Below are 26100 nucleotides of genomic sequence, written 5' to 3'. Positions count from 1 at the left end.
TGTGAATGATAAAGTTGTCGAAACGATTGGAATGGATTGCGAGGGAAGTGCCGGAGGGCAGCCGGTTAGCGGATATCGGGTCCGATCACGCGCTGCTCCCTTCTTATTTGGCGGCAAACGGGGTCATCGTGAGCGGGGTGGCCGGCGAGGTGAACGAAGGGCCGTATGAGGCGGCATCCAGGCAAGTCCGTTCAGCGGGCTTGAAGCACGTCATCGACGTTCGGCTTGGCGACGGGCTGGCGGTGATCGAACCGGGCGAAGTGGACGTCATTACGATCGCGGGAATGGGCGGAGCCTTGATCGTGTCTATTCTGGAAGCGGGGAAGTCGAAGCTCAAGGGGGTGAAACGGCTCGTATTGCAGCCGAATGTCGGCGAACCTGCGGTTCGGGAGTGGCTGCTTGCGAACGGCTGGGTGCTGATCGGAGAACGTATTCTGGAAGAGGACGGCAAAATCTACGAAATCTTAACTGCTGTGTCCGCCGCTGAAACCGGGCTTGAGCCGGAGCAGATGTACGCTCCTCTCGTATGCGCGGACGGAAGGGAAGTTCAGCGTGAGCTTCTCCTTCTCATGGGGCCCTACTTGACGCGGGAAGCGTCCGACGTCTGGAGAACGAAGTGGACTTGGGAACTTGAGAAAATGGATAAGATATGCGCGCAGCTTCGGTTGTCGCAGACCGAGGCCGCCCGCGCGAAAGAAGCCGAATACCGGAAGGAAATGAACCGGATCAGGGAGGTGTTGGCCGCATGTACGCCAAAGGTCAAGCCGTCATTCAACTAATGGAAGAGTTAGCGCCGAAATCGTATGCGGTGGAGAATGACAAAATCGGTCTGCAGCTCGGAACGCTGCAGAAGGAAATCCGCAATGTGCTCATTGCGCTGGACGTCACGGATGAAGTCGTCGAAGAAGCGCTGCGCGTCGACGCCAATTTGATCATTGCGCATCATGCGATTATTTTTCGCCCGCTGCCGCATCTGCAAACCGATACGCCGGCCGGGCGCTTGTACGAGAAGCTGATTAAACACGATATCGCCGTCTACATTTCCCATACCAATTTGGATGTGGCGGACGGCGGCATTAACGATATGATGGCTGAGGCGATCGGGCTGAAGGTTACCGAGCCGCTTGATGAAGTGCACACCGACAAGCTGAAGAAGCTGGTTGTCTTCGTGCCGGTCGACCACGCGGACAAGGTGCGCGCCGCGATGTTCGATGCAGGGGCGGGCGCTATCGGCAAGTACAGCCACTGCAGCTTCAACATCGAAGGCGTCGGAACGTTCAAGCCGGGCGAAGGAACGGATCCTTACATCGGACGGCAGGGGCAGCTGGAGCAAGCGCAAGAAATCCGCATTGAAACGATCGTGCCGCAGAGCGCCGAACGGCGTGTCGTGCAGGCCATGCTGAAGGCGCATCCGTACGAAGAGGTAGCTTACGATTTATATGCGCTTGACTTGAAGACGCGTACGTTCGGGCTGGGCCGGGCCGGGAAGCTGGAGGCTCCGGTCACCTTAGCTGAGCTGTGCGAGCGCGTCAAACAGGCATATGAAGTGCCGATGGTGCGCATGGTTGGCGACCCGCAGCGCGTCATCCGTAAGGCGGCTGTGCTCGGAGGCTCGGGCGGCAGGTATGTGCGCAATGCGATCTTCGCAGGAGCCGATGTGCTGATCACCGGCGATATCGATTATCATACGGCGCACGATGCGCTCGCCGCGGGCATCGCCTTGATCGACCCCGGACATAACGTGGAGAAGATTATGAAGCAGGGCGTCGCCGATTATTTGCAGCGCAAGCTGGACGACCGCAAATGGAAGACGCGCGCCATCGCTTCGCAGACCGACACGGAGCCTTTCCGATTTGTGTAAGCCCGACCTCATTTAGGCGTATTGCCTTTTGCGGCGAATGGGGTTATACTAGCAAATGCATCTGTTGCAAAAGAAAGTTTGACAGACAATCGCTGGCGGCCTTGCGCCGCGAGAGGAAAGTCCGGGCTCCATAGGGCAGGATGCTGGATAACGTCCAGTCAGCGCGAGCTGAAGGCTAGTGCCACAGAAACGGACCGCCGATGGCCGCCGCTTCACGGCAGCGGCACAGGCAAGGGTGGAACCGTGGTGTAAGAGACCACGAGGGGCCATGGTGACATGGTTCCTGGTAAACCCCATCTGGAGCAAGACCTAGAGGAACGCTAGTCTCTTTAAGGGACAGCCTTAGCCCGAGGCGCGTTCGGGTTGGTCGCTTGAGCCAGGCAGCAATGTTTGGCCTAGATAGATGATTGTCGCTTCAATGGTGGCAGGGTGGCCCCCGTTACGACCACTGGAAGCACAGAACCCGGCTTACGGCAAACTTTCTTTCAGCCACATACAGCAAACGGATGGTTTTAGATGTGCAAAGAAACCGCCTCATGAGGCGGTTTCTTTGCTTTGCGCACATGCGCTGTGCTGGTGCCGGTTCAACTGCCGAACAGACGCTGCAGCCACCCGGGCCAGTTCGGAAGCGTGGTGTTATTCGGAGCTGTCGGCTCTTCCTGCCGGACGGACTTCGGTTGGGCGGCTTTCAGGGCGGCGGCTACGTCGATTAAGCCGTAGCCGAAATATTTATCTTTGCCGGCCTGGCCCAGATCCGTCGCGGTGTCGCGCATGAGCTGCATCACTTCCGTATTTTTCAGCTTCGGATTGACCGAACGAATCAGCGCGGCGAGCGCTGTTACGTGCGGGCTTGCCATCGACGTCCCCGACAATGCCGCGTACTGGTTGTTCAGGTACGTGCTGGCGATGCTGACGCCCGGCGCCGTAACGTCGATGTAATCGCCGTAGTTGGAGAACGACGCCTTCGACTTCTGGGAGTCGGCCGCTGCGACCGCGAACACTTCCTCATAAGCGGCGGGATAACCCGGCCGATCCGTGTTATCGTTGCCGCTCGCGGCAATCAGCACGACATCGCGGTCGTACGCATATCGAATCGCGTCATGGAGAAATTCGGCATCGGCATAATTGCCGAGACTCATATTGATGACTTTGGCGCCATGGTCGGTGGCCCAAATGATGCCTTGCGCCACGGCATAGGTGCTGCCGGCTCCGCTCGAGTCAAGTACTTTAACCGGCATGATCCGGTTGTACCAGCTCATGCCGGCTACGCCCAGATTGTTGTTGACCAAGGCTCCGATGACCCCGGCGACATGGGTGCCGTGCCCGACATCGTCCTGCGGATCGGCGTCCTTATTTACGACGTTCAAACCGCTAACAAGCTGGTTCTTCAAGTCCGGGTGCTTCAAATCGACTCCGGTGTCGATGACGGCAACGGTGACTTGATCGGAGCCTTTGGAAATGTTCCAGCCGGCCTCGGTTTCGATTTGCGGCAAATTCCATTGATACCGGCGATATAAAGCATCATTCGGCGTGATGCTGTTAGCTGTCGGCGTGGGAACGGCCGACTCGTTGGTTAAATAAAGGAAGTGAGGCTCGCTGTACGAAACATTCCATTTGCGGAAGTAATTCATAAGCGCCTTGGCTTCCATGCGGTCGGACTCGAACACATAGGTGTAACCGAGCTTCTGCACGGTGCTACCGCCGATTTCTTTGCGAATTTGGGAAAGCTCGGCTTCGGTCGGTTCTTTGTTGAACCGGACGACAACTTGATTTTGATGATAATGGCTCGTGCCTTGATTTCCTTCCGGATGATGGACATGAACATCCTGTAAGGTATCAGAATCGACCGATTCGATTTTGTAGCGTCCTTCGCTCGGATAGGTGACAATCCGCAGGTTTTTAAGCTGATGATCGGCCACCTGCTTCAGAATGTGCTGCTCTACGACGCCGATAATACCGCTTGTACCGTCATCCGCCGGCTCGCCTAAGACGAAGTACTGGCTGCCTTCCGCTTCGAAGGCCGGCGATTGATACGAGCGTCCTGCGTCTACTTGGACTTTCGCTTCCGTCATATAGGTATCCGCAGCCCGGCGCACCGGATCTTTCAAAGTACCGGCAGCTTTGCCCTGCGACAAGGACTCGTTGCGCTTGGTTCGAACAAGAAGCTGCATATGAGGATGATCCTTTTGCAAGTCGGACAGTAAAGCCGGAATGCGGTTTTCGTCATTGCGGCTCATCTCGCCGGCCACACGGCGCAGCTCATAGCTGCATTGATTGCGGCACAGCTCTTCGGTCTGCTTAAGGTCTTGATTCAATGTCGTTTGCTTCATCTGAAGCTCGGCTTGGGGCGACAAGGCTTCGGGTCGTGGCGTTTGATCGCCTCGGGGGAACAGGATCAGCGCGCCTGCAACTACGAGCAACACGGGGAACGCGTATTTCCACATCGGTGACAGCCTCCTGTATTCATCATAGGAGTAGACTTCCCGACGTTCGTAGGAATCATCATAAGCAAAGTTAACCAGCCGGATGAATGAATTTCTCCTATTACTTTTACTCTGGTTTTATGGTACGATTGATTGGAAATCTGCTTGTATGAATAAAATTTATTGTTGCGTCAAAGTTGAGGAGGCTACCGGAATTATGTCAGTAGAACATGTGAAAAACCTTTGTGAAACGACGAGAGCAAAATTGAGCGAAGCCATCGCCAAAATGGAGCAGTTTTTAAACGGGAGCTCGCTCACGAAATTAAACACCGAGAACGACAGCGCGATGGAAGAGTTTTATAAAGGATATCTTTCCGATACCCGGCACTTGCTCGTATTTTCGGAGGTGGCTTACGAGAAGCTGGGGGTTGCGCTGCGCCGACCGAACTTCAACGTGGAATATTCGGAGAAAGTACTTTATGAAGTGTATCACTCATCCGTAAACAGCTTCTTTTATCCTAAAAATGAATGTTATTCCGAAGACGGTCGTTACGCCTACACAGGCCAGGATGCTATTCGTTTCCGCAAAAAGCCGGTGCGTGAAGTCCGCGACTTGACGATTGAGCTCTCCAAAATTTTCGAGACGCTTCGCGAAGATCTGTCGTACTATGAAACCGACTATATTACGCAAAAAAGGATGCAGGGCGAAAAGGTATAACGTATAATCGCTACCGCTTTTCCATATAATGACAAGTAGAGGTGCTTTCCGGCATCTCTTTTTATTTAGCTTGATACAAGCGTAAAGGAAGTGTCGCCCGGATGACCGCTAGGCTGACGGCGGAACAATTGGCGGAAGCCAGCACCCGCGTAATAACATGGAATCAGCACGAACGGGGAGGGTACGTAGCATCCCCTTTATTTTCCCATTACACGTTCAGTTGGCTGCGCGACGGCAGCTTTATCGCTTACGGCATGGATGTTGCGGGGCAGCATGACAGCTCCCGCCTGTTCTATGAGTGGGTAAGCCGAATTATCGAATCGAAAAAGCCGCATATTGACGATTTGCTAGGCAAGAAGGAGCGGGGCGAGTTTATTCCGCAGGAGCAGTTTTTACATACGCGCTACTATGCGGACGGCCGCGACGACGAACAATCGGATTGGGGTCACTTTCAACTGGACGGTTACGGCGCCTGGTTGTGGGGACTGAGCGAACATTTGAAGGCGACGGGGCAGCCGCAAATTCCGGATGCGTATCGCCCGGCTGTCGATGCGACGGTCGCTTATTTGGTCGCGTTCTGGCAGCTGCCGAATTTCGACTGTTGGGAAGAATATGCGGAATTTATCCACCCCTCCACGCTTGCCTGTTTGTACGGCGGGCTGAAAGCGATCGCGCGACTGGACCGGCGGAATGAGCTGGAAACGGTTTGCGCGAGCATTCGTGAGTTCCTGCTGCAGCATGCGGTCCACCCGGACGGACATTTCGTGAAAAATATCGCGCCCGTCAAAGCCGACGACACGGTAACGTATAAAATCAATTACGAAGGCGTCGATGCGAGCTTGCTGTGGCTGTTTGAGCCGTTTCACATGTTCGAAGCGGATCATCCGGCGATGGAGGCGACGCTCAATCGAATCGATGCCGAGCTGCGCACGGCACAAGGCGGGCTTCGCCGTTATGCCAGCGACACGTATTACGGCGGCGGCGAGTGGCTCCTCCTGACCGCCTGGTACGGATGGGCCGCTCTTTCGCGCGGCCGACGCGAGACAGCCGAAGCGGCGCTGCATTGGATCGTATCCAAGGCCGACGCCAGCGGCCGGCTGCCGGAGCAGGTTCCGGATGCGCTTCCGTCACGCGAAGGGTATGAGCATTGGGTCAGCAAATGGGGCCCTCCGGCGAGGCCATTATTATGGTCGCACGGCATGTATTTGGTGCTGTACCATCGACTCTACCCCGACTCTATCCGGTAAATGAACCCAGTTTGGCAAGAATACCCCCTCTTTGCAGCGGGCAAGCTGTGGGCAGGGGGTGAGCATATGCCAGAAGTCAAATGCAGCGTTGCCAACTGCGAATACTGGGCGCAAGGCAACAATTGCAATGCGAAAACGATCATGATTGAAGTCGACAAACATGCGGAAGTCGGGTACGATACTGAATTCGCGACGGATTTCGTTGATCATCAAGACCGTGCCACAAGCGTAAGAAACACCTGTTGTCACACCTTTGAGCCGAAGAAGTCCAAATCATCCTGACCCGGAAAGGACGAACGGATATGAAACGGAAGCTCGGAGGGAAGCCTGCAAAGCCTGACCGTAACGATGCCGCGCTGCAGCGCTACAAGCTGCAGCAGGTTACTCGCGAATCGGGGGGTAGCGTTCACGAGGAATTTGCCGCAGAGGCGGGCATTTATCCTCCTTCCGGTGCGCCTGTTTCCGTAAGGGAACGGACGGAAGACCGGGCGGTACGTACGACAAGTGAGGGTCAGGCGCCGGAGCGATCGGGTACTGCGTACCGCTGGCTCGGTTTGACGGCGATCATGCTCGCCGTCTTGTCGCTGTTCGCGTTCCCGGCGCTGCTCGGCAGTACAGCCGCTGTGCTGGGGCTGTTCGCTTACTCTGTCGGACAGCGTGCACTCGGCGGCTGGGCGCTTGCAATCGGATTGATATCGCTGGCTGGGTATTTCATCCTCGTACCGCTGTACGCATGACTTCGGGAGAAACGAAGCAGGCCGCCTTCGGCCTGCTTTACATTTTTAGGGTAGAACCTGTACTCGAAAGAGTGTACAATAGATCTATGATCTCTTATACGTAAGGAGCATTCACCATCATGTCCATGAACATCGGATCCCTGGATCCGCGCACGATCAAGGAACTGCTGCAGCTGCAAACGATAAATAAAGCCGGCTTGCTTTCCTCGAATCCGGCAGGCTCCGACGGGAGCGACGGCGATTTCGCCGAGTTGCTCGAGGGGCTGATGGCGACTCAGGCTGCCCGGCAAAATGCGGCTAAAGCCTCGGGAGCCGCGCTAACCTCGGCCGCGTCATCGGCTATGTCCAAATCGCCGCTTTTCGCGAATGGGACGTTCGGTTCGTCAGGAGCGTATTGGCAGGAGCAATTGGCCCCAAGCCAACCTACGGATTTCGAGCCTATCATTCAAGAAGCGAGTCAGAAGTTCGGCGTGCGGCCGAGCATGATCAAGGCTGTCATTGAAGCGGAATCTTCATTCAATCCTCGCGCTGTTTCCCAGGCGGGGGCGAAGGGCCTGATGCAGCTGATGGATTCGACGGGCGCTGACCTCGGGGTTACGAACGCTTTCGATCCAGCGCAGAACATTACCGGCGGTACGCAATATTTGTCCGATCTGCTCATGAAATACAACGGCAATCAAGGTGTGGCGCTAGCCGCTTACAACGCCGGTCCCGGCCGTCTGGACCGGCTCGGCATACGCACCGATCAACAGTTGATGGACAAGCTGCATCTGCTCCCGAAGGAAACGCAAAACTATGTTCGCAAAGTGCGGCAGCTTCAAACTGCCTACGAGCTTTCTTAAAAGGTTTGGCAGGACCAATTTCCGTTTCCGGTGTACGGAGGCGCGAGGATTGGTCTTGTTTTTCGTTAGACGGCTAGTACTTATTGGAAGCGGAGGCTCATAGACTTGTTATATTTGGATTATGCGGCGACTGCGCCGATGCTGCCCGAAGTTATTGACACGATGACGGAAGTCATGAAAACCCATTACGGGAATCCGTCTTCGCTGCACCGCCTCGGTATCGACGCGCAGACGCTCGTCGCCCGCAGCCGGGAAACGATTGCGTCTGCGCTTCACTGTAAGGCTGCGGAAATTCGGTTTACGTCCGGCGGCACGGAAAGCAACAATTGGGCGATAAGAGGGGCCGCCTATCGTTACCGGCACCGCGGCACGCACTTGATCACGTCTCAAATCGAACACGACTCGGTTTACGCCACGTTCCGGCAGCTGGAACAAGAAGGGTTCCGCGTGACCTACGTGCCGGTCGACCGCACCGGCCGGATTGACATGGATGCGCTGCGCGCCGCATTGACCGACGATACGATTCTTGTAAGCGTCATGTATGTGAATAACGAAATGGGCCGCGTGCAGCCGATCCGGGAAATCGGAGAGCTGCTGCGTACCCGCGTGAAGACGCTGTTCCACGTCGATGCGGTACAAGCTCTGGGCAAGCTGCAGGTGGTCCCGCAGGAATTGGGGGCCGACCTGCTTACCTGCGCGGCGCATAAGCTCGGCGGGCCGAAAGGAACGGGATTTCTGTACATCCGTTCCGGGGTGGAGCTGCAGCCCCTGCTGTATGGGGGAGGCCAGGAGCAAGGGCTGCGATCCGGCACCGAGAACGTGCCGGCGATCGTCGGCATGGCTAAGGCAGTCCGGATCGCCGTTCAGCAGCAGCCGCAGTTTGCGGCTCATACCGCGGAGCTGCGAACGAAGCTGGAGGCCGTAATCGGCGCCCATCCGGAGCTGACGCTTAGCGGAACGGACGAGCCTGGAGGCATGGCACCGCATCTGATTCACTTCACTTATCCGGGCATGAAATCGGAGGTGCTCGTTCACGCGCTTGAGCAGCGAGGCATCTTCGTCTCGGCGCGGTCGGCATGTTCGTCCTCCGTGGAGAAGCCCAGTCGCATATTGACAGCTATGGGGTATACGGACGCCGCTGCCCGCAGCGGTATACGTCTAAGTTATTCATTGCAGCAAACGCTTGGGGATGTGGAGCGGTTCGACCGCATGCTTACCGAGGTGTTGAAAGCCGTTAAACCGCAGGTTACCGCACGTAGCCGGAAAGGACGAAACTAGATGAATCAAGCGCAACTGGCTGTGCTTCGCTACGGGGAATTGGTTTTGAAAGGAAAAAATAGGCACCGTTTTGAGAAAACGGTGTTCGAACAGGTGAAACGAGGGCTCAGGCCCTTTCCGGCGATCCGGTTCGAACGGGAATTCGGCCGGATCATGCTTCACTTGAACGGCGTGCCGTACGAAGATGTTTTGCCGCCGCTGAAGCGCGTGTTCGGGCTCGCTTCGATAAGTCCGGTGGTCAGCACCGAACTGGAGCTGGAGCGCATTCAAGAGGCGGCCGCCTCCATGATGGAGGCGCTGACGCCGCAGCCGGACACCTTCAAGGTGACCGTCCGCCGTGTTAACAAAAGCTTTCCGCACGATTCGCAGGCGATGAACCGTCTGGTCGGCGGGGCGGTGCTTCGCGCGCTGCCGGAGCTGAAGGTCGATGTGCATCGGCCCGACACGGAGCTGAAGGTGGAGCTTCGCGAAGAGGCGGCATGGCTGTACTGCCGCGTGGATCAGGGCGCGGGCGGCTTTCCGCTCGGCTCGAACGGACGGGCTGCGCTCATGTTGTCCGGCGGCATCGACAGTCCGGTAGCCGGGTATTTGGCTATGCGCCAAGGGCTGAAGGTGGAGGCCGTTCATTTTCACAGCTATCCGTACACCAGCGAGCAATCCCAGCAGAAGGTAAGAGACCTGGTGCGGCGGCTCGCTCCTTACGGCGGCTCGGTCAAGCTGCACATGGTGCCGTTCACCGAAGTGCAAACGCGTATTCATCAAGCGTACTCGCAAAACTTGCTGATTACATTGCTGCGGCGCGCCATGTTCCGGATTACCGAGAAGCTGGCCGAGGCCGGGGGCGCCGGAGCGATCATCACCGGTGAAAGCTTGGGGCAGGTCGCAAGCCAAACGCTGGCCAGCATGGACGCGATCGGCCGCGCCGTTCAGATGCCGGTGCTAAGGCCGCTCATTTGTATGGAAAAAAAGGAAATTATTAAAATCGCGGAAATGATCGATACTTTTCATATCTCGATATTGCCGCACGAAGATTGCTGCACGCTGTTTCTGCCGCCCAGTCCAAGCACCAATCCGAATTTGAACGTCATCCACAGCATCGAGCGCAACATGCCTTGGCTGGAGGAAGCGATCGAAGACGCGGTTCTCCGGACGGAAACAACCTGGATAGAAGCCGGCGATGAGCGGTTCGACCGCTTCGACGCCTTTTTCTAGCCGTAAGCTCACCTGTATATAGGGAAAGGGGGGGTATTCATGCTCTGGGACAATATCGTCTTGTTTCTGGAAATTATGCTGATCAATATCGTGCTGAGCGGAGACAACGCGGTAGTTATCGCGCTTGCCAGTAAAAATTTGCCTGTGGCCCAGCGCAAGCAGGCGATATGGTGGGGGGCATTCGGCGCCATCGCGCTGCGGGTTTTATTGACGCTAGCCGCCGTTTATGTGCTGGACATCCCTTACATTCAAGGAATCGGATCGCTGCTGCTGCTCTGGATCGCCATTAAGCTGCTGATTGACGAAGATGGGCATTCGGACGTGAAGGAAGCATCCACGCTCGGCAAGGCGATCTCGACTATTATTTTGGCCGACTTCGTCATGAGCCTGGACAACGTACTGGCGATCGCAGCCAAGGCAAAGGGCGAAGTCGGCGTCATCATTTTAGGAATCGGGCTCAGCATTCCGATCATTATCTGGGGCAGCAACCTCGTGGTGACTTTGTTGAAAAAGTTTCCGGTGCTCGTATTTTTGGGGGCGGGCATTTTAGGATATACAGCGGGTGAAATGTTCATGGCGGACGAGCAAATTTCGCATCTCGTGCTCGGAGATATCCCGCATTACGTGCTGCCGACCGTCACAACGGTCATCGTAATCGTCAGCGGCGTGTTGAAGAAGCTGATCGTCAGGCCGAAGCATTCCTAGCTTCGTGTCGAAATGGCGAATGTTTACGGTGCGTAAATATCGGCGATTTCCTTGCCTTTTGCCGTAATCGCACGTATAATGGAATATGGAATGATGCGTCGGCGCTTCTTGAGTCGACGCTTCTTTGTTGAACGGGCTTCGCAGGCCAAATTAGAAGAGAGGAATTAAAACCACCTATGCATGCCAGAGATAAAATTCGCAATATTGCTATTATTGCCCACGTCGATCACGGGAAAACGACGCTTGTCGACAAGCTTCTCCAGCAATCCGGTACGTTCCGGGACAATGAAGCGGTGCAGGAGAGAGCCATGGACTCCAATGACTTGGAGCGTGAGCGGGGCATTACCATTTTGGCTAAAAACACCGCCATCAGTTACAAAGACTACTTGATTAATATCGTGGATACGCCGGGCCACGCCGACTTCGGCGGCGAAGTGGAACGGATTATGAAGATGGTTGACGGCGTTCTGCTCGTTGTTGATGCGTTCGAAGGCACGATGCCGCAAACGAAGTTCGTGCTGCGCAAAGCGTTGGAGCAGCACTTGACGCCGATCGTCGTCGTGAACAAAATCGACCGTCCGAACGCCCGTCCGGCCGAAGTGGTAGACGAGGTGCTCGATTTGTTCATCGAGCTTGGCGCCGACGACGCGCAATTGGATTTCCCCGTCGCCTATGCGTCCGCTCTGATGGGAACGTCCAGCCTTGATCCGGATCCTGCTAAACAGGAAAACAACATGCAGGCCTTGTACGAAACGATCGTGAATCATATTCCGGCTCCGACGGAAAGCGTAGAAGAGCCGCTGCAATTTTTGGTCACGTTGATGGATTATAACGAGTACCTGGGCCGTATCGCCATCGGCCGGGTGAACCGCGGCGTCGTCCGCCAAGGTCAGCAGATCGCCGTCATCAACCGCGAAGGTCAAATTAAACAGGCGCGCGTGGAAAAGCTGTTCGGCTTCCAGGGGCTGAAACGTTTGGAGATCGAAGAAGCGGGTGCCGGTGATATCGTTGCGATTTCCGGTATTAAAGACATCAATATCGGCGAAACGCTGGCCGATCCGGCTAACCCTGAGGCGCTCCCGGTGCTGAAGATCGACGAGCCGACGCTGCAAATGACGTTCCTCGTCAACAACAGTCCGTTCGCCGGCCGTGAAGGGAAGCACGTCACGTCGAGGAAGCTGCGCGAACGGCTGATGAAAGAGCTGGAGACCGACGTCTCGCTGCGCGTTGAAGAAACCGACAGCCCGGATGCGTTCATCGTTTCCGGCCGCGGCGAGCTTCATCTCGGGATTCTGATTGAGAATATGCGCCGCGAAGGCTTCGAGCTTCAAGTATCGAAACCGGAAGTTATCATTAAAGAGATCGACGGCCAGAAGATGGAGCCGATCGAGCGCCTGATCATCGACGTGCCGGAAGACAGCATGGGTTCCGTTATGGAAAGTCTCGGTACGCGCAAAGCCGAGATGGTTAACATGATTAACAACGGCAACGGTAATGTGCGTCTGGAATTCCTGATTCCGGCCCGCGGATTGATCGGTTACCGCACCTATTTCCTGACGCTGACGCGCGGTTACGGCGTGATGAACCATGCGTTCGACAGCTACGGTCCTTACGCCGGCAGCGGCGTAGGCGGACGTCACGAAGGGGTACTCGTCTCCAGCGAGACGGGAACGTCGACCTTCTACGGCATGCTTTCCGTGGAAGACCGCGGCATCCTGTTTCTGGAGCCGGGCACGGAAGTTTATGAGGGCATGATCGTCGGCGAGCATAACCGCGATACCGACATCATCGTGAACATCTGTAAAGAGAAGCAGCTGACCAACGTTCGTTCCGCAACGAAAGAGGAGACCGTACGTCTGAAGACGCCGCGCATCCACTCGATGGAACAAGCACTGGAATATTTGAACGACGACGAGTATTGCGAGATTACGCCGAAATCGATTCGCTTGCGCAAGAAGATTTTGAACAAGAGCGAGCGCGAGCGCTTCGAGAAGCACCGCAAGATGGCGGAAAGCAGCGTCTAACTAACTAACTCACTATAACTTCGTAACATTAAGCGGGGAAAGCTCTGAGCGATCAGAGCTTTCTTCATAACCATTCTATCCCTTTGGAACCGGAGGTGTCGGTACGTATGCTCGAATGGTTTAGGGCGCATCCTTGGATCGCTTACGTGCTTATATTCGTTCTTCTTACATACGTATACAACAAAGTGTTTCGGGCGCGCAAGCTGCCTTTGCTGAAAGAAGCGGTCATTTATTTGCTGCTTGCGCTCGGCTCCTTGATGCTGTTGTTCTTTCAATTGGCGGGCTTGCCGATCATCTTGAGCTTATCGGTGGCCGTGGGCTTGATGCTGACGCTTCGCCTGCGTTATTTCGTACAGGAACGCATCAATAAGGGTAAACCCACTGATCCTGGCAAGGAGTGAAGTTCGCATGGCGACGTACTGGCTTGTGCCGCTGGAATGGGACGGCGAAACCGCGGTGTTCAGTGAGGAGAGATTCACGCTGGCCCCGGCTGATAAACGCGACCGCTTTGTGCGTGCGCTGCAAGCGGTTCATCCGCGGCTGCTGCTGGCGTTCAAAGCCCATCTGCTTGTAGCTGACGAGGCGCTGGACGCTTGCGGCACGGATGATCTGCCGTTTGCCCTCGGATCTGCCGGGCCGATTGTGCTGCGCAGCCTGGAGGCTTCGACGGCGACTGACGAGGAGCCTTCCGCGGGGTGGCCGCTTTCGCATTGCGCGGAAGCTTATTTATCGGGCCTGCCTTCGCCCGGAGAAGCAGCCCGTTTGTTAAGTCTAGCCGATCTCGAGCCGGGGACGGAAGAGTGGGCGGCCGCGCTGCGAGCCTGGTTATTGCGGGGCGACCGGATCATTATGCTGAGAGAGGACGGAGTCGATCGATGAATTTGCAGGATACATTGTTTAACTGGCTGCAAATCAGCATCGTGGCCGAAGCACGTCCGGAGGACGGAGCGGCGCGCGAAACGAAAGATTTTTTCGAGCTCATCTTACGGGAGGACCATGCCTTGAGCCGGTTCTCTTATGAGGAGAACGACGATTTGTACCGCGTGGAGTACGAGCAGGACGGACAAACCCGTATGCAGCGGTACGACCGGGAATTGGCCGAGCAGCTGCTGACCGATATTAATTCGAATCCCAAATATAACGAATGACATAATTTCCGGACATTTAGATAAAATAAAGTATTCAAAAGTGAAGGGAGTGTCTGTTGCAACTATCGGTAGCTGTACCAATTTGCGTATGATATAATGGATGTAGCAATAGGAACTATTAACACAGGAGGAGACTCTATGGCGGAAACGATCACAGCACTATCCGAGCAACTGATCGAACATTTGCAGAAAGAAGCGCTCACCCTTTTGAGCACGATCGATCACGAAAGCGGTTCGCCGACCATGAATGCCATTTCATGGCTGTTCGCCAAGGATGCTTCCACGATTCGTTTCGCCGTGGATCAACGTTCTCGGCTCATAACGAATATGAAGGCCAATCCGCTGGTCACATTAACTTATATTGGTGCCGGTTCCGTCCATGCCATTTACGGCAAAGCGCGTCTGGTTACCGATGCTCTCGACGAGGTGCCATTCAAACTGGCCTGCTTCGATATTGAAGTAACGGAAGTTCGCGATGGGATGTTTTACGGAGCGCGCATTTCGGTTCAACCTGAATATGAGAAGACGTATGACAAGCGTGCCGCTGAGAAACTGGATACGCAAGTGTTCAGCGCCATGAAAAAAGCCTAGATCCGTTTTCGTTTCTAGGCTTTTTTGCACACGATTTTTTATTAAAGCGATGGGTTGGGGACTTGCGGATTGCCGCTGTTCTGCGGTTCGTTCGGTCGAATGGGGTCGACGTCGCGCGGTATCTGCGGAATGATTCGCCCGATGATCGCAGCCATTTCTTCTGCAAGCCCGTTAATGCCCCGGCCGTTTTGAAGTTGATTCCGGATTTTCTGTAAACGTTCGCCTAAATCCATATCTGCGGTTACGAAGGCATCGACGCCGTACGGATCTTTCTTTAATGCTTCCGCTACGGAAAGTTTGATGGTACCGACCCTTGACCGATCCATCCCCGGCGGCACATTGATGCCGACGATCGCCGTATTTCCGAACACGACGCAATTGGCGCTTTCTACATTCGGAACGCTGAGGGCGATTTGTTCCAGCCGCTTCGCTACCGTCTGCGGGTCAGTAATTTCTTTCTTCTGCGGTGCCGTTTGCTGGGCCTTGACCTGTTGGTTCGGATCAGCAGCTTGAGAGGTGGAAGCTCCATTCTTTGGTGATTGGTTACATCCTGCTAAAGTAGCGGACAACAACAAGATTGCCGCGACAAACATTTTCATTCGTCATCGATCCTTTCTCTGCAGCATCAGCTTTGGTTAGTTTGTCCTCACGGCCAAATTCCTATGTATCGCATAGAGCCAAACACCAGACCCGGGAGGGACTCACATGAAAAAAATTTATGTGTTGGATACGAATGTCCTGTTGCAGGATCCCAATGCGATTTACGCCTTTGAGGATAATGAAGTCATCATCCCTGCCATTGTATTGGAAGAAATTGACTCGAAGAAGCGAAACGCCGACGAGCTCGGGCGCAATTCCCGGCAAATTTCCCGGATGCTGGACGCGCTAAGGGCAAACGGCCATTTGTACGAAGGCATCGCCCTGCCGAGCGGCGGCAGCTTGAAGGTGGAGCTTAATCACAGAAGCTTTGCCAAGCTTCAGGAAGTGTTTGCGGATGCAAACAACGACAACCGCATTTTGGCGGTGGCGTTGAACTATCATCTGGAAGAGCAGGAGCGGTCTGAGCCGCGTCCGGTCATACTGGTTAGCAAGGACATGCTTGTGCGCATTAAAGCCGACGTTCTCGGCATCACGGCCCAGGACTACTTGACGGATCGGGTCGTGAATGTCGCTGACGATATTTACAGCGGTCACTTGACGCTTCATGTGCACCCGGCCATCATCGATGAGTTTTACACTTACCGTTCGCTGAGCGTTAATTCGTTGAACTTGACGTACCCGCTGCATCCGCACGAGTTCATCATTCTGAAGGATGAGATGGGCACGAGCAAGTCGGCGCTGCTGAAGGTGAATGCCGACGGCCGTAAGCTCGAGCCGCTTTACATGAGCAATGATCCGATCTGGGGGATAGCGGCCCGCAACGCCCATCAACGGATGGCGCTCGAGCTGCTGCTCAACGACGATGTGCCGCTTGTGACGTTGACGGGTAAGGCCGGTACAGGGAAGACGCTGCTGACGCTTGCTGCGGGGCTTATGAAGGTGGAGGACGAGCGAAAGTACAAGAAGCTGCTGATCGCCCGCCCGGTTGTGCCGATGGGCAAGGACATCGGGTATTTGCCGGGGGAAAAGGATGAGAAGCTGCGGCCTTGGATGCAGCCGGTGTACGACAACCTCGAGTTTTTGTTTGATACGAAAAAGCCGGGCGACATCGATAAAATTCTCGCCGGCCTCGGCAGTATTCAGGTCGAAGCGCTGACCTATATCCGCGGCCGTTCGATCCCGGGGCAGTTTATTATTATCGACGAGGCGCAAAACTTGTCCAAACACGAGGTCAAAACGATCGTATCCCGTGTCGGCGAAGGCAGTAAAATCGTATTGCTCGGCGATCCGGAGCAGATCGACCATCCTTACCTGGACGCCTCGAGCAACGGCTTGACCTATGTTGTCGAGCGCTTCAAGGAGCAAAGCATCAGCGGTCACATCATGCTGGAGCGGGGCGAACGTTCGAACCTCGCACAGCTGGCGGCGGATTTGCTGTAAACTGAAGAGAGCCCTGGCCGAATCGGCCAGGGCTTTATTTGGCGTGGGGGGCAGGCTGTGGCCGATATCGCCACTGCACCGCGCAGCCGTAGGCTTCGGCGATGGCTTCAACCAGCCGGTCATGCTGCGCCTCGATGGCGAAGATCGTCCGGCCGTAATCGTCACCGGCGCCGTCTTTACCATCCGGGTCGAATGCTGCAGGCCAATCGGCGAGCACATGCTCGTCCAGCTGAGCGGCCGCCGAGGCGGGCTCGTAAGAACGCGACGCGGCTGGAGCGTGGGTGAGTTGAAACAGCGCCGCCATATCGGCGTAAAGATAAGGCTGCTGCTCCAAGCGGCTGACGAAGCCGAAGTCGGTGAAGGTGGGGCGAGCCTGCAGGCTCGCAGGCAGCAGGAGCAAATCGATCGGTTCGGCAGGAACGGCGTACTGCGTCATGACCGGTTCTGCCGCCGAGCGCTCTTCGGGGGAAGAGAAGATCAGCAGTTCCTTGTCCCGATCGAACAGCGACGTGCGTTCCGCCAACGCCTTGACGATTTGTGCGTAATAGCCGGCTCTTTTGCCTTCGGGCATATGCATGGCTAACGCATATTTCAACATGAAATCCATAGGAATCGGTCACCTCTCGGACAGATTAAAACAACAGTTTAAAAATAATCTTCAACTTGCCTTCCTCCAGCTTCACTTCGGTTACCTGCAAGTACGGCGCCAGTTTCTCCGGATAAATGCTCAGATCGATTTCCTTCTCCAGCGATTCCACCGTGGTGTCCGGCAGCAGAAAGCCGTTAAACTGCAGCTCATCGATACGGAAGCGAATATAAGGCTTTTTTGAACCCCCGGTTTCTTTCGTCGCCAGCATGTAGGTGCCCTTCACCGAAAGCTCGATGCCTTCGTGTGAGCCGGAAGCGATCACTTGATCCTGTAAAAAATGAAACGTTAAATTTTGAAACATCGTGTTCTTCGAACGCAAATAATCGTTGAGCTCGGCGTCCGTCAGCTGAAACGTGGAATGAAGGCCGTTATCGAACAGGCTGATTTTGTTGCTTTGTATGGCACCGTTTTTGCCCGACATGATTTCGGGCAAATCCTGCATCGCTCGGGCCAGCTCCCTAAAGTACGTCTTGAATTGGGGGAGGCCTTGCTCATACCACAACCGGTTGAGATCGAGCATCTGCTGCTGCAGGCTAACGGCCTGCACTTCTTGCGAAGCAAGCTGCCGGTCCACTTCATCCTGCAGCGCCACGAGCTTCGCGCGTTGTTCGATATAACGCTGCTTCGCCTGCTGCAGCGATGCGCTTGCCGCGTCCAGCGACTGCTTGATCTGCGACTGCTGCTTCCAGGCTTCCTGATGCCGGCCTAAGGCCAGTTTATCGTTGCGGATTATCATTTGCAAATATTCAAGCGTTGCCAAGCCGTCGGAGAACGAACGTGCGGCGAACAGCAGCGTCCACAGCGAATCCCGGTCTCCCATATAATAAGCGCGGATCACTTTGGCCGCATGCACGCGGGCCTCACGGGAAGCCGCTTCCGCGGACGCCAGATTGTTCTCCGCGGACGCGATTTGACTCTGCAGTTCCGTTTCCTGCGCTTCGATTCGTTGGAGCTCTTGGTCGATTTCGAAGATCGTCAATCCTTTTTGCAGCAGTTCCTTATTCGACGGTTGTCCGGTTTCCGCGCTGTAAGCAGGATATAGAACCGGTATGTATACAACGGCCAAGAGCAGCCCCAGGAACGCCCATTTTCGCATCTTCACCCGCATGTCCCTCCAGTCCCTCTTAACTACAGATTATCATAGGAAGGGGAAAAAGATGACAACAAAATTTTGGAGCAGCCGGTTCGGCGGCCGATAGCTGCGCTAATAAAAATACCTTCCATGTAGACTTTTCGGCATTTATTTGCCGTGTCTGCATAGAAGGTACCCGTTCATAAGCCGGCGGTGCGGCACGTTCTTTTAGTTCGGAGAGGCTTTGGGCAGCAGGCGCAAAATCTCATCCGTATTCTTCAATAGCTTCGGCGTTTCTTTCTCGAACGTCTGCGGTTGATTGACGGCATCTATTCGATGCGTCCACTGGATGGCGTGGACTGCGCCGCCCTCTTTCAAGGTGAAACGAAGCTGTGCTTTCTGCTGGCGAATAAACCCTTGGCTATCGATCCAGGTCTCCAGCGAAGAAGGGGCTGTCACTTGCAGCGAACGGCTCGCTTCCTTCCATGCTTTCGCTTGCGCTTCGCCGATCAAGCCGCTGCTCAGCCATTCGTCGGCTATAGCGGGCAGAACGGCGGCCAAATAAGAAGCGGCTTGCTGCTTATTTTTATCCGTCACCAGCATGGAGATGTGCTTGGCCGTTTCTCCGCCCGCGAGCGGCTCATCGTTTCCGCTGGATTCAAGCCAGTCTGGGTTCGCGGCTTGCAGCAGCTTGCCGCTGACAGAGGCCGACATTCGGCCGGTGTTCTTCAGTCGATCGGCATTGGATCCAAGGGGCAGCATGAAAAATTCGTCCGTTTTGTTGACGGCTGGCATATGCAAGTACAATTTGTTATCTTTAAGTAAGATTGGAAGCTCCAGCCCGCTGTCTGCGCCCTTGGGCGTCAACTTGACGTCGGCTTCGAGTTGAACGGGTTCGTTAAGCGAAGCTTTGCCGCTATAGGCGATCCGGCTTTCTTTAAAGACGGACAACAGGCCTGCGGTTAACGGTGGAGCGCCCTCGAACAGGGAGGCGTCGAGCTGCAGGTCAAGCTCGCCGGAGAATTGATAGCTTAACGCTTGCTCTTGCTTGGCGGCGGCTTGCTGCCACTCTTCTTTCAACTGCTGGCGGTCGGTACAGCCCGATACAAGCAGAACGGTAAGGCCAAACAACGCGGCGTATCGCGTGAAGCGAGAGATGGACATCTCATTCTGCCCCCTAGAATTGGATAGGATCATGTAGTAATCTCGATGAATATGGAAATGAGGTACCCGTATAATTATAACGATTCGGGTGCGCTTTGTCTGTAGTAAAATGGTTTGAGGCGGTGGGATCATGCATCAGGGTGAGACCGGACTTGCGGGGATCATTCGCAATAAGATTGCGGACAGCGAAGGCGGCTGGATCCCGTTCAGGGATTTTATGGAGATGGCCTTATACGATCCGAAGTATGGATATTATATGAAGGAACAAGAAAAAATCGGTCGATCCGGCGATTTTTACACAGCCTCCTCGGTCGGCGCTTTGCTAGGGGAATGCGTCGCGCACTATACGATTGGCGCGGCGAAGTCAATGGATCGAGGAGCGGCGCTGCAATTTGTCGAGTGGGGCGGGGGGGACGGCCGGTTTGCGCGGCAGTTTCTCGACGCATTGAAGGAAGCGGATGCCTCGGTGTACAGACAGGTGATGTATACAAGCGTCGAGGCGAGTCCGTACCACCGGCGGCTTCAAACGGAGGCGCTGGCCTCTCATGCCGGTCGCGTGCAATTCATAACGCCGGAAAGCTGGATGGCTGGAGGGACTTGGACGCAGGCGATCCTGTTCTCGAACGAGCTGCCGGACGCTTTTCCGGTTCATCGGCTTGTCCGGCGGGCGAAGGGCTGGATGGAGCTTGGCGTCCGTTACGACGGTGACACGTGCTCGTTCAAGGAAACGGAGCAGCCGGTAAGGAACGAAGAACTGTTGCGTTATATCGAGGCGGAAAATCTGCCGGAGCGGGAAGGTCAGCGGTTCGAAGCGAGTTTGGACTCGCTTCGCTGGTATGGACAGGCGGCCCGGCGGCTTGCCCCGGGATGCCGCGTGTTGACGATCGACTACGGTCATACGCGGGAAGAGCTGCATGCGGCGCATCGGATGAACGGGACGCTGCTTTGTTACCGCGGACATCAGGCGAGCGATACCCCGCTTGAGCATGTCGGCGAGCAGGATATTACGGCACATGTCAATTTCAGCGCTTTGATGGAGGCGGGCGAGGAAGCAGGGCTGGAAACGGTCGCGTACTTCACACAAAAGCAATTTTTGGTCGAGCACGGTATCCTTAACGGGCTGCAGGATCATGACGCCCGTGATCCGTTCTCCCCGGCGGCGCGGCGCAATCGGGCGATCCGTCAACTGCTGCTGTCGGACCGGATGAGCGAGCTGTTTAAAGTATTGATTCAACAAAAAAGGTGAGCCGCAGCTTAGATGCGGTTCACCTTTTTCAAATTCATTGCCGAGTCTGGGAGAGATTAAATGGACATTTTGAAGAATGACCAATACGTAACCCCTGAGAACGAGAGAATCATGTAGCCCCAGAAAAGCAATATGTAGGTGCGTTCGGACAGCTTCAAGTAACCAAGCAGTACGAAAATGGCCGTTTGGGCGAAAAAGAGAAGCGCCATCGGAATAAAGTCGCCGGCTAGAGCCATAAGCCCGATCGCCAGTGTCCAGAAGCCGAGTACGCGAAACATGCGATCCATTGTGCATCCCCCTCTCTAAGCTCACAATTCAAAAACTAACATTACTATCCAACATTATAGCGAAAGCTGTCTAACGTGTAAACGCCCAATCGGTGACGAATTTAAGTCAATTTTACGATCGGTATATATATGTTAACCCTATTGCAAGGAAACATGTATGACTGCTTGTAAAAATGGCAATACAAAATACTAGAAAAGTATTCTATGAACTCTACCATGGGCATAGAGATAAGGTAATGCAACATGTTCAGCACGACCATCATAGATGGATGAAACCCCAGGGGTTAGGAGGACTGCTTCAATGACCGCAATTCGACAAGATGCATGGAGCGATGAAGACGACTTAATTTTAGCGGAGGTGACATTGCGTCATATTCGTGAAGGAAGTACGCAGCTTTCCGCGTTTGAAGAAGTAGGGGAAAAAATAGGTAGAACCGCAGCGGCTTGCGGCTTTCGCTGGAATAGTTTCGTTCGTAAAAAGTATGAAGCGGCGATACAAATAGCGAAAGCGCAGCGTCAGAAGCGCAACCAGCAGCGCAAGCACGCGAATGCGTTCGCAACCGTATCCGGCGGCGTTGGGGTCATAACCGATTCGTCAAGCGTACGGACGGACGGAATCGTCGAAGAGCTTTCGATCGACGCAGTGATCCGCTTTTTACGGCAGTGGAAGGGCAGCTATCAAGAGATGGTGCGCCATTTGCGTCAGCTGGAGAAGGAATTGAACGACAAGCAGGATGAATTGGAGCGTTTGCGGAGCGAGAATGAGGAACTGAACAAGCAAGTTAGCGATGTTTCTACCGATTACCGGGTCGTGAACGACGATTATAAAGCGCTTATACAAATCATGGATCGGGCGCGGAAGCTGGCCTTTCTCGTGGAAGAAGACGAGGAGACGAAGGCGCGCTTTAAGATGGATGAGAATGGAAACCTGGAACGTATTGAATGATAATGTCTGACTGCGAGAAAACGAAGCCTCCTCTTGGTATGCCGGATCATGGTGCCGGAACCGAACGGAGGTTTTTGTGCTTTCGGCAGAGCGGACCTGATGCGGGGCGAGAACCTTCGACCGGACCTGGCTTTTATGGTAGAGTTGGGAGAAGAAGTTCGAGAAACCCGATAAGGAAGTGACGTTCGTTTGGGTCGATACACCATTGTTGGCGCAGGAGCGCTCGGGATATTGTTTGCCGCTAAATTGACGGCCGGGGGTTACAGGACCGAGCTGGTCGTGCGGCGGGAGGAACAACGACAGCGGCTGGCGCAAGAGGGGATCACGCTGGGCCGCGAAGGTGAAGCGCCGCTTCGCGTCTTCCCGGACGTGACCCGGATCGATGAGCCGGATGCAGGCAGCCGCGGCGTCGCAGAAGCGCCTGAGCTGCATTATATCGTCCTGACCGTTAAACAGACGGACATCACCGTTCAGCTGGCCGAGAACCTGAGAAGCCGTATGGGGCCGATGTCGTGGGTCGTTTGCTTGCAGAACGGAATCGGCCACGCCGAGACGCTGGCGACGCATATCCCGGCCGGCCGGCTGCTTCTAGCCGTTACGACCGAAGCCGCGCTGAAGCGGTCGGATACCGCGGCAGACCATACCGGTCAAGGCGAAACCTGGGCAGGGCCTTGGACGCCGGATTCATCCCGATTTCAGGATGTGTCGGGGACGGAGCGTTCATTAATGGAAATAACACAAAAAAATCTGGCAAAAGAGCTCGAATCGGCAGGATTTCGTACCTTTCTGTCGAATGACATCACTAGCCGCATTTGGCAAAAACTGCTGATCAATGCCGTCGTTAATCCGTTGACTGCTATTCTGCACGTGCGCAACGGCGAACTTTTGCAAACTTCCGGGCTGCAGGATTACATGCGCGATTTGCTGGCGGAAGGCGAGAAGGTTGCCGCCGCGCTGGGAATTCAGTTGGAATCAGGACTCTGGGAGCGTCTGCTTCAAGTTTGCAGGCTAACGGCGACTAACCGTTCATCTATGCTGCAGGACATACTGGCCGGAAGGCGGACGGAGATCGAAGCCATTAACGGAAGCCTGATCCGGAAGGGTGAGGACCTCGGGCTTGACATGACGGTTCACAAGAGCGTCTATCGACTTGTGAAGGCGTTGGAGGAGCGGAATTCGGCAAACGGCTGAACCATTTCGTTCGAATCGGGTGATGTCATGAATGTACTGATCGGTTGGCTTCATCAGCTCTATATGCTGCTTGCTCTTGTTCCTTTCGTAGCTTTTTTCATCGTCTGGACGATTGCCTATTGGGTCAGCCGGGATAAGCGGAAGGCCACGCACCTTAGTATGGACATCACAACGCTGTTTCTTATCGGATCCGTCGCCTTCATGAGCCGCAATTTGTTCGGTTCCGGGATGCTGTCGTGGACGATCGTGCTTCTGTTTCTGGTTGCCGCGGGTTTGCTCGGAAATTTACAAAACCGCCTCAAGGGCCGGATCGATATGATGAAGATCGCCCGTACGCTGGGAAGATTCGGGTTCCTTGTGCTAACGGCTTGTTACGTATTGCTGCTTGTAGTGGGAATAGGAAAGTATATGTTTGAGCCTTAGGGGGAGAAGACGTTTGAACGTACATAATTTGATGGAGGATGTTGTGAAAGCGTGTCTAAAAGATTTAATGCTGCACCAAGAGCAATTGTCCGCTTTGGACGAGAAGTCCCAGAGCGACATTATGGCCATCGCGCTGAATCGGCTGCCCGCGAAGTACGTCTCAACCGCTAGGGGAGAAGTGATTGCCAAGGCCCAGATGGGGATGCAGGCCGAAACCGACGTTTACCGCGAATTGTCCTATGCGATCGATAAGGTGTTGAACTCGGTGCGCAAGTTGGATTTATCTTAAATGTTGCGAATAAAATAGTACCTGATTTGAGAGCCTATGACGTAGGCTCTTTTTTTCAGGAAACAGGGAAGCTGCCGCGTTTTTTTGTGCGGCTACATCATCTAATAATTGACCAATGTTAAATAATAGTACTAGAATTTATTAACCAATGGATGTATAATTTCTATCTGGCAACGGTTACAGCTATTTACAATTGGAAAGGTAATAAATTCAATGAATAAATACAGGATAATATTACTTTGGTGGGAATTCTGGACTAGTTCGGAATTAACATATAATTACATATTTGAGGAGGAGGATGTCTATGAAGTTGAATAAACTTCTAGTCTTGGCGACTGTAACGGCCGTGCTTGGCGCTACGGTTGCGGGATGTTCAGGCAATGCCAACAATGACCAAGCGGGGGGTGCTGCAACAGAACCCGGAAAAGCGTCGGCGCAAGAAATTCGAATCAATTTATCGGCCGAACCGCCAGCTTTAGATAGCTCGATTGCTACGACAAACCCGACCTTCACGATCATCAATGCGATCAATGAAGGTTTGTATCGTCTTAACGGGGAAGGCAAGCCGGAGCCGGCGCTAGCTAAAGAACTGCCGAGCATTTCTCCGGACGGTCTGGTGTACACGATCACGCTGCGTGACGGTTTGAAATGGGCAGACGGCTCGCCGCTGACCGCAAATGACTTCGTGTGGGCCTACCAACGCACCCTGGATCCGGCCACGAAAGCGAAATACGCATCGATGCTTGCCTGGATTAAAGGCGGAACAGCTTTGAATACAGCGAAGCCGGAAGAAGTCGAAGCCAGGAAAGCGGAGCTCGGCGTGAAGGCGAAGGACGATAGAACGCTTGAAATCACCTTGGAGCGTCCGGTCGCGTTCTTCACCGATCAATTGTCCATGCCGATCTTCTTCCCGCAGAAAGCGGACTTCGTGAAAACGCAAGGCGACAAATACGGCGCGGATGCGGACAAGGTAATCGGCGCAGGTCCGTTCAAGCTGGAAAAGTGGGATCATGAGCAGCAGCTCGTCATGGTCAAAAACGAAAATTATTGGGACGCCGCTAACGTGAAGTTGACCAAAGTTACCGTTAACGTCGTCAAAGACCCGAATACGGCTCTGAATATGTTTGAGACGGATCAAGTTGACCTGACGGAACTTAAAGGCGATCAATTCCAAATGTATCAGGGCAAGCCGGAATTGACGCTGAAAAAGGAATTTGTTACCAGCTATATCATGTTCCATAACAACAAAGTGCCGGCGTTTGCTAACGCAAAAATACGTAAAGCGCTCGGCATGGCCGTAGACCGGAAAGCGTTGAATGAAGTTGTGCTTGGCGGCGCCTCGATCCCTTCCACCGGTTTGGTGCCGGGAACAGTGATGGACGGCAACAAGCAAGAGTTCCGTAAAGTAGCGGGCGATACGCAGTTTGCGTACGACGTGGCAGCTGCGAAGGCGCTGCTTGCCGAAGGTTTGCAGGAACTGAACATGACGTCATTGCCGAAGTTCAAGCTGACTTCCGACGATACGGAAACGGCTAAGAAAACGATCGAGTTTGTTCAAGCGCAATGGAAACAAAATCTGGGAGTCGAAGTGGACGGCGAACCGCTGCCATTCGCACTTCGCGTGAAAAATATGCAGGAGAACAACTTTGACGCGTTGATCGCTTTGTGGGGCGCGGACTATAACGACCCGATGACGTTCCTTAACATGTGGATGTCCGATAACAAGTCTTTTAACTACGTGCAGTACAACAGCAAAGCTTACGATGATCTGGTCAAAGCGGCCGACAAAGAGGTTGACTTGGCGAAACGTTCCCAAATGCTCGTTGACGCCGAGAAAATGTTGATGAACGACGCACCGGTCGCCCCGCTCTACTTCCGTACGCGTCCGTACGCGAAGAAAGTGAATGTCGACGGTTTGATTCTGCCGGCGATGTCCAAAGAGTGGGAATTAAAATGGGTTTCTATCAAGTAATTTTATATTAATCGAGGCTGATTCGATGCAAGAGG

General features: G+C 54.5%; 28 protein-coding genes and 1 other RNA gene. 23 read left to right on the top strand and 6 right to left on the bottom strand.

The annotated features are described in order from the left end of the window. Positions 1–5: 5 nt before the first annotated feature. From FKP33_RS01325 to rnpB, 3 genes are all read left to right on the top strand, one after another. The gene (locus tag FKP33_RS01325; RefSeq protein ID WP_141333779.1) at positions 6–779 is read left to right on the top strand and encodes a tRNA (adenine(22)-N(1))-methyltransferase; all 774 of its coding nucleotides are present in this window, start codon (positions 6–8) and stop codon (positions 777–779) included. Beyond that, entirely contained in the window at positions 746–1861 is a 1116-nt protein-coding gene (locus FKP33_RS01320) for a Nif3-like dinuclear metal center hexameric protein (RefSeq protein WP_141333778.1), read from the top strand. The genes FKP33_RS01325 and FKP33_RS01320 overlap by 34 nt, the downstream gene beginning before the upstream one ends. 73 nt (positions 1862–1934) lie before the next feature. Further along, positions 1935–2347: RNase P RNA component class A (rnpB, locus tag FKP33_RS01315), an RNA gene on the top strand. Positions 2348–2445: 98 nt separating this feature from the next. Here the strand turns inward: rnpB and FKP33_RS01310 are convergent. Further along, positions 2446–4305, bottom strand: coding sequence for a S8 family peptidase (locus FKP33_RS01310; protein ID WP_127608505.1), 1860 nt, complete (start codon positions 4303–4305; stop codon positions 2446–2448). Between the two features lie 196 nt (positions 4306–4501). Between FKP33_RS01310 and FKP33_RS01305 the strand changes: the two genes are divergently transcribed. The 13 genes from FKP33_RS01305 (at position 4502) to FKP33_RS01245 (ending at position 14786) form a co-directional block, all read left to right on the top strand. Beyond that, a complete protein-coding gene (locus FKP33_RS01305) occupies positions 4502–5002 on the top strand; it encodes a YpuI family protein (protein ID WP_127608506.1) in 501 nt (166 codons plus the stop codon). 101 nt (positions 5003–5103) lie between these two features. After that, the gene (locus FKP33_RS01300) at positions 5104–6249 is read left to right on the top strand and encodes a glycoside hydrolase family 15 protein (protein ID WP_127608507.1); all 1146 of its coding nucleotides are present in this window, start codon (positions 5104–5106) and stop codon (positions 6247–6249) included. Between the two features lie 66 nt (positions 6250–6315). Continuing rightward, positions 6316–6531: a DUF1540 domain-containing protein gene (locus FKP33_RS01295; protein WP_054797353.1), complete on the top strand. Its 216-nt coding sequence runs from the start codon at positions 6316–6318 to the stop codon at positions 6529–6531. A gap of 20 nt (positions 6532–6551) precedes the next feature. After that, positions 6552–6986: a hypothetical protein gene (locus FKP33_RS01290; protein ID WP_141333777.1), complete on the top strand. Its 435-nt coding sequence runs from the start codon at positions 6552–6554 to the stop codon at positions 6984–6986. Between the two features lie 119 nt (positions 6987–7105). Continuing rightward, positions 7106–7828: a lytic transglycosylase domain-containing protein gene (locus FKP33_RS01285; RefSeq protein ID WP_141333776.1), complete on the top strand. Its 723-nt coding sequence runs from the start codon at positions 7106–7108 to the stop codon at positions 7826–7828. Between the two features lie 105 nt (positions 7829–7933). Continuing rightward, the gene (locus FKP33_RS01280; RefSeq protein ID WP_258313348.1) at positions 7934–9106 is read left to right on the top strand and encodes a cysteine desulfurase family protein; all 1173 of its coding nucleotides are present in this window, start codon (positions 7934–7936) and stop codon (positions 9104–9106) included. Further along, positions 9107–10318, top strand: coding sequence for a tRNA uracil 4-sulfurtransferase ThiI (thiI, locus tag FKP33_RS01275; protein ID WP_141333774.1), 1212 nt, complete (start codon positions 9107–9109; stop codon positions 10316–10318). It abuts the gene before it with no gap. A 39-nt stretch (positions 10319–10357) separates the two neighbouring features. Further along, positions 10358–11023, top strand: coding sequence for a TerC family protein (locus tag FKP33_RS01270; RefSeq protein WP_141333773.1), 666 nt, complete (start codon positions 10358–10360; stop codon positions 11021–11023). A gap of 176 nt (positions 11024–11199) precedes the next feature. Further along, positions 11200–13047 (top strand): translational GTPase TypA, encoded by a 1848-nt coding sequence (gene typA, locus FKP33_RS01265; protein ID WP_127608513.1) that lies wholly within the window; start codon positions 11200–11202, stop codon positions 13045–13047. Between the two features lie 107 nt (positions 13048–13154). Continuing rightward, complete coding sequence (locus FKP33_RS01260; RefSeq protein WP_054797357.1) at positions 13155–13448, top strand: YlaH-like family protein; 294 nt, start codon at positions 13155–13157, stop codon at positions 13446–13448. A gap of 7 nt (positions 13449–13455) precedes the next feature. Continuing rightward, the gene (locus FKP33_RS01255; protein ID WP_141333772.1) at positions 13456–13926 is read left to right on the top strand and encodes a hypothetical protein; all 471 of its coding nucleotides are present in this window, start codon (positions 13456–13458) and stop codon (positions 13924–13926) included. After that, complete coding sequence (locus tag FKP33_RS01250; RefSeq protein WP_127608514.1) at positions 13923–14195, top strand: hypothetical protein; 273 nt, start codon at positions 13923–13925, stop codon at positions 14193–14195. Before FKP33_RS01255 ends, FKP33_RS01250 begins: the two co-directional genes overlap by 4 nt. Before the next feature lie 138 nt (positions 14196–14333). Next, the gene (locus FKP33_RS01245; RefSeq protein ID WP_054797359.1) at positions 14334–14786 is read left to right on the top strand and encodes a pyridoxamine 5'-phosphate oxidase family protein; all 453 of its coding nucleotides are present in this window, start codon (positions 14334–14336) and stop codon (positions 14784–14786) included. Positions 14787–14827: 41 nt separating this feature from the next. Here FKP33_RS01245 and FKP33_RS01240 read toward each other — a convergent pair whose 3' ends face one another. After that, positions 14828–15385 (bottom strand): YhcN/YlaJ family sporulation lipoprotein, encoded by a 558-nt coding sequence (locus FKP33_RS01240; protein ID WP_141333771.1) that lies wholly within the window; start codon positions 15383–15385, stop codon positions 14828–14830. A 106-nt stretch (positions 15386–15491) separates the two neighbouring features. Here FKP33_RS01240 and FKP33_RS01235 point away from each other — a divergent pair, with 106 nt between their 5' ends. After that, positions 15492–16826: a PhoH family protein gene (locus FKP33_RS01235; protein ID WP_141333770.1), complete on the top strand. Its 1335-nt coding sequence runs from the start codon at positions 15492–15494 to the stop codon at positions 16824–16826. 34 nt (positions 16827–16860) lie between these two features. On the opposite strand, the gene FKP33_RS01230 is transcribed toward FKP33_RS01235, so the two are convergent. The 3 genes from FKP33_RS01230 to FKP33_RS01220 form a co-directional block, all read right to left on the bottom strand. Next, positions 16861–17433: a hypothetical protein gene (locus FKP33_RS01230; protein ID WP_054797361.1), complete on the bottom strand. Its 573-nt coding sequence runs from the start codon at positions 17431–17433 to the stop codon at positions 16861–16863. A 25-nt stretch (positions 17434–17458) separates the two neighbouring features. Then, on the bottom strand, positions 17459–18571 hold the full coding sequence (locus FKP33_RS01225) for a hypothetical protein (protein ID WP_258313351.1): 1113 nt from the start codon (positions 18569–18571) through the stop codon (positions 17459–17461). Between the two features lie 204 nt (positions 18572–18775). Next, complete coding sequence (locus tag FKP33_RS01220) at positions 18776–19711, bottom strand: hypothetical protein (protein ID WP_054800016.1); 936 nt, start codon at positions 19709–19711, stop codon at positions 18776–18778. Between the two features lie 130 nt (positions 19712–19841). On the opposite strand from FKP33_RS01220, the gene FKP33_RS01215 reads away from it, so the two are divergent. Further along, positions 19842–20957 carry a class I SAM-dependent methyltransferase gene (locus FKP33_RS01215; RefSeq protein ID WP_141333768.1) on the top strand — a complete coding sequence of 372 codons (1116 nt, stop codon included), beginning with the start codon at positions 19842–19844 and terminating at the stop codon, positions 20955–20957. A gap of 56 nt (positions 20958–21013) precedes the next feature. Here the strand turns inward: FKP33_RS01215 and FKP33_RS01210 are convergent, their stop codons facing one another. Then, complete coding sequence (locus FKP33_RS01210; protein WP_054800017.1) at positions 21014–21244, bottom strand: DUF2626 domain-containing protein; 231 nt, start codon at positions 21242–21244, stop codon at positions 21014–21016. A gap of 301 nt (positions 21245–21545) precedes the next feature. Here FKP33_RS01210 and FKP33_RS01205 point away from each other — a divergent pair, with 301 nt between their 5' ends. The 5 genes from FKP33_RS01205 to FKP33_RS01185 all read left to right on the top strand — a co-directional run bounded on the left by FKP33_RS01205 (position 21546) and on the right by FKP33_RS01185 (position 26065). Continuing rightward, a complete protein-coding gene (locus FKP33_RS01205; protein ID WP_141333767.1) occupies positions 21546–22190 on the top strand; it encodes an RsfA family transcriptional regulator in 645 nt (214 codons plus the stop codon). 189 nt (positions 22191–22379) lie between these two features. Further along, a complete protein-coding gene (locus tag FKP33_RS01200) occupies positions 22380–23381 on the top strand; it encodes a ketopantoate reductase family protein (protein WP_141333766.1) in 1002 nt (333 codons plus the stop codon). Between the two features lie 27 nt (positions 23382–23408). Continuing rightward, complete coding sequence (locus FKP33_RS01195; protein WP_127608521.1) at positions 23409–23804, top strand: DUF3397 domain-containing protein; 396 nt, start codon at positions 23409–23411, stop codon at positions 23802–23804. Positions 23805–23817: 13 nt separating this feature from the next. Beyond that, positions 23818–24093: a late competence development ComFB family protein gene (locus FKP33_RS01190; RefSeq protein ID WP_054797364.1), complete on the top strand. Its 276-nt coding sequence runs from the start codon at positions 23818–23820 to the stop codon at positions 24091–24093. A gap of 304 nt (positions 24094–24397) precedes the next feature. Beyond that, the gene (locus FKP33_RS01185; RefSeq protein ID WP_141333765.1) at positions 24398–26065 is read left to right on the top strand and encodes a peptide ABC transporter substrate-binding protein; all 1668 of its coding nucleotides are present in this window, start codon (positions 24398–24400) and stop codon (positions 26063–26065) included. The last annotated feature ends 35 nt before the right edge of the window (positions 26066–26100 follow it).

The sequence above is a fragment of the Paenibacillus sp. tmac-D7 genome, from assembly GCF_006519665.1.
Classification (GTDB): Bacteria; Bacillota; Bacilli; order Paenibacillales; family NBRC-103111; genus Paenibacillus_G; species Paenibacillus_G validus.
The sequence above is the reverse complement of the archived record's forward strand: the minus strand, read 5'-3'. Positions and strand labels throughout refer to the sequence as shown.